This is a genomic window from Fulvivirga sp. (assembly GCF_040220315.1).
Classification (GTDB): domain Bacteria; phylum Bacteroidota; class Bacteroidia; order Cytophagales; family Cyclobacteriaceae; genus Fulvivirga.
This window is the reverse complement of the sequence record NZ_JAVJUY010000347.1, coordinates 1-4,066: the sequence shown is the minus strand read 5'-3', so window position 1 is coordinate 4,066 and position 4,066 is coordinate 1. Positions and strand designations below refer to the sequence as shown.

At 41.4% G+C, this 4,066-nt stretch carries 2 protein-coding genes; both read left to right on the top strand.

The features are described 5' to 3' along the window. The first annotated feature begins 24 nt into the window (after positions 1-24). Entirely contained in the window at positions 25-558 is a 534-nt protein-coding gene (locus RLO81_RS17575; RefSeq protein ID WP_350114740.1) for a hypothetical protein, read from the top strand. Positions 559-578: 20 nt separating this feature from the next. After that, entirely contained in the window at positions 579-3,887 is a 3,309-nt protein-coding gene (locus RLO81_RS17570; RefSeq protein ID WP_350114737.1) for a SusC/RagA family TonB-linked outer membrane protein, read from the top strand. Positions 3,888-4,066 lie beyond the last annotated feature (179 nt).

The window sequence follows — 4,066 nt, the reverse complement described above, 5'->3', positions numbered from 1 at the left end:
GATTAACCACCTAAATATATTAACATGAAAGCACGACTACTACTACCCAGCTTGATCATATCAATTTCACTTGTGTCATGCAGTAAAGATGATGATCCTGCACCTCCACCACATGAAGTAGGAACATGGAATTTGTCTAGTTACGCATTAAAAAATGTACCCGGCCCATACTCCTATAACGAAAACGCTGCTTTTGAATTAGACGAAGTAACCTTAGGGATAACCTCTTATGAATTAACACTTAATCAAGACCTTACATATAGTAGAACAATTGCAGTATCAGGCTCATTACCTCAAGATGACAACGGCACTTGGGTAGCTGATGAGTTGGAATTGACTTTAGACTCTGAAGATTTTGATGATAATGAAATATTTGATATTCAAAAGAACGAAAATGATGACTTATGGATAAGTTTTCCACTTCAATTCTTGCTGCTTAAAAATGCCATCGCTGATACCTTATCAAATGAATATGTGAGTGAATTAACTAATGAAGAGTTCAATGCGCTCTTTGATCCAGTGAGTGTTGATTTTGTATTAGTATTCGATAGAGAATAATTCGAGAAGCAAATGTGCTCATGCTCCGAATTATTCTTACCATACTGCTCTTTATTGCGGCCGTACCTATTGGTCTGTGCCAAAGCATAACTATTTCCGGTAAAATAACGGATACCTCGGGTGAGGAATTAGTTGGCGTTTCTATACTCGTTAAGGGTACTTCCAATGGAACCATATCCAACCTGGAAGGTAAATATACCTTAGAATGTCCGGCTGATGGAACGCTTGTACTCAGCATGGTTGGGATGGAAACCACGGAAGTAGTCGTTGCTGGTAGGTCTGTCGTTGATGTGGTTATGCAGGAATCTACTGATGTACTTCAGGAGGTAGTAATCAATGGGTTTCAAGAAGTAGATCGAAAGCTTTTTACTGGCGCTTCAGAAAACTTAAAAATGTCTGATGTAAGGGCTGCAGGTATGGTAGATATCAGCAGGGTATTGGAAGGGCAAGCTGCCGGGGTTAATGTAGATAACGTATCAGGCACCTTCGGTACTACACCAAAAATACGGATTAGAGGAAATGCTTCAATTAACGGAAACAACCAGCCTCTTTTTGTTGTAGATGGTGTTATCCTGGAAGATCTCAACAATGTAAATACCGATGATTTTATTTCTGGTGATGCCAGCACTTTGGTAAGTTCATCCATTGCCAACCTCAATCCTGATGACATAGAATCGTTTCAAATCCTGAAAGATGCATCAGCAACTGCCATTTATGGTGCACGGGCTGCTAACGGGGTTATCATCATCACAACTAAACGTGGAAGAAGTGGTGAGTTACAGGTGAACTATACTGGCAATTATTCTGCCAAACTCAGACCTACATACAATCAATTTAACCTGCTTAACTCGGCTCAGGAAATGTCCGTTTACCGTGAGTTATTTGACAAAGGCTTGATTGACATTTCTACTTCTGTTCGAGCTCAGAACTATGGCGCCATGGGTAAGATGTTTACACTCATTGCCAATCACGATCTTGAATGGGGAACAGGTGGGACACTCAATGAAGAATTTTTGAATCAATATGAAAATGCTAATACGGATTGGTTTGATGTATTATTCCGAGATGTTGGTTTACAGCAGCAACATTCACTAAGTTTTACAACGGGAAGTGAAAAGTCCAATAATTACTACTCTGTAAGTTATCTCAATGATCAGGGGCAGACCATTGCCGATAAAGTACAGCGTTTTACAGGAACGGCGCGAAATACTTATTTCTTGTCAGACCAATTCACATTTGGTCTAAAACTCACTGCCAGCTATCGTGATCAACAAGTGCCTGGAACTCGTAACCGTGAGCTTGATCCTCTAACAGGTAGGTATAGCAGAAGCTTTGATATTAACCCATTTAGCTATGCCTTAAATACGGCTCGCTCAATTCGCCCTTTTGATGAGAATGGTAACAGGGAGTTCTTCAGACGAAACTTCGCTCCTTTCAATATCCTGCATGAACTGGATCATAACTTTATCGAAATCAACGTTATTGATGTCTCGGCACAGACGGATTTTGAGTTAAGACCTGTCCAAAATTTATCTGTCAAAGGTGTTTTTCAGGCCAGGTATGCCAGCACAGAACGAGATCATACTGTGCATGAAAATTCAAATCAGGCTGAAGCATACCGTGCGAATGGCACTCAGTTTATTCAAAATGCTAACAACCTCTTGTTTCAAGACCCCAACAATCCCGGGCTGAACCCAAAGGTAGTGCTGCCACAAGGTGGGTTTAAATACCTCGACCAGAGTAAGTTTCTAAACTTCTTCAGCCGCTTAAGTGCAGAGTGGAACAAAACATTTAATCTGGATCATGAAGTGAACTTTCTGGCAGGGCAAGAAATACGGTTTACTAACCGGTCTGCCAACAGTTCTACAGGTATCGGTGTCATTTATGAAAGTGGTGGCGTTGTGGTTACAGACCCCGATATCATTGAATTTTTTAACCTTCAAAATATCGATTATTTCAGCATTGATGAAGAACGGGACCGTTTTATAGGCTTCTTTTTAAATGGTGGTTATGCCTATAAAGGAAAGTATATCGGAAATTTTACTGTGCGATATGATGGCTCGAATCAACTTGGTGAAAGTGATGATGCCCGCTTTTTACCCACATGGAATGTGAGTGGGGCATGGAACATACATGAAGAACAATTTCTGAAATCAAACAACTTTATTGAGCTGCTAAAATTACGGGCAACGTATGGTGTTTCCGGAAACCTGCCACCACAAGCCAGCGCCTTATTAAACCTTCAAGCCGATGTGACGGTTCGCCCCACAGACGTAGAACCCTACCTTTTCATCCAAGATTTGACCAACACCGAATTGACATGGGAAAAGTTGAATGAAATTAATGTAGGGCTGGATTTCGGTATTCTTAAAAACAGAATCAGCGGGTCATTGAACTACTATCAGCGAAATGCTTATGATCTTATTGGGGTGGTTCAGACAAGCGGAATTGGCGGGCAGGGTTTAAAGGTTGGAAACTTTGCTGATATGGAGGCTCATGGCTATGAAATTAGTATATCGACCACTAATTATACAAACAAAAATTTCAGTTGGACCACTAGTTTTAATTTTGGCTACACCCGAGATAAGGTCACTAAGCTTGACTTTGGCCCCAGAATAGTAGATGCTATCGGCCAGAATGGCGCTGCCGTTTTAGGTGGCCCGAGGAGAGGGTTATATTCAACACAATTTGCAGGATTGAGCAGCCAGGGAATTCCTACATTTTTTGATGCGAATGGCGAAAGGGTATTGCAATATGATTTACAAAGCAGGGATAACCTTACAGAAACGCTTGTGTTTGAAGGGCCTACCGAACCTCGTGGTGCCGGTGGTTTAACAAACACCTTTAGGTACAAAGGTTTAACACTCAGCTTCTTACTTTCATTTAAGTACGACTACAAAGTGCGGTTAAATGATGGAATTTTTGGAACCTATACTGATTTTCAATCTTTACCAGGTGAACTGGCCAACCGTTGGGCTGTTCCGGGTGATGAAAACATCACGAATGTGCCGGTTATTTTGGATCGTGGCGTTTCCCAAACCAATGGCAATGTAGTTCTAGCCTATGAACTCTACAATAAAAGCAATGTGCGTGTGGCCGATGGTGATTATGTGCGATTAAAAAATGTACGATTAGCCTATGCCATTCCGAATAGTATTACTCAGCGCTTAGGGTTGAGTTCAATAACCGCCAGCGTTGAAGGTCAAAACCTCTACCTGCTTTATTCTGATGATGCACTCAACGGACAAGATCCTGAGTTCTTTACCACCGGTGGTGTGGCACTGCCCCAGCCCCGGTTAATTACATTTTCATTAAACGTTGGATTTTAAATTATGACGGCAATGAAAACATATAAACTACTCCTGTGTACGCTACTTATGTGGGGTTTACATTCGTGCAATGATTTTTTAGATGAAGTGCCTGACAACCGTGTAGCACTTAATGATCTGGAGAAGGCATCCCAATTACTCACCAATGCCTATTCTGTTGCGAGCCCCGCATTTACAGA

What these genes read in the sequence shown, in the direction of transcription:
- RLO81_RS17570 (WP_350114737.1), top strand. Translation starts at nt 579, where the DNA reads ATGCTCCGAATTATTCTTACCATACTGCTCTTTATTGCGGCCGTACCT.
- RLO81_RS17575 (WP_350114740.1), top strand. Translation starts at nt 25, where the DNA reads ATGAAAGCACGACTACTACTACCCAGCTTGATCATATCAATTTCACTT.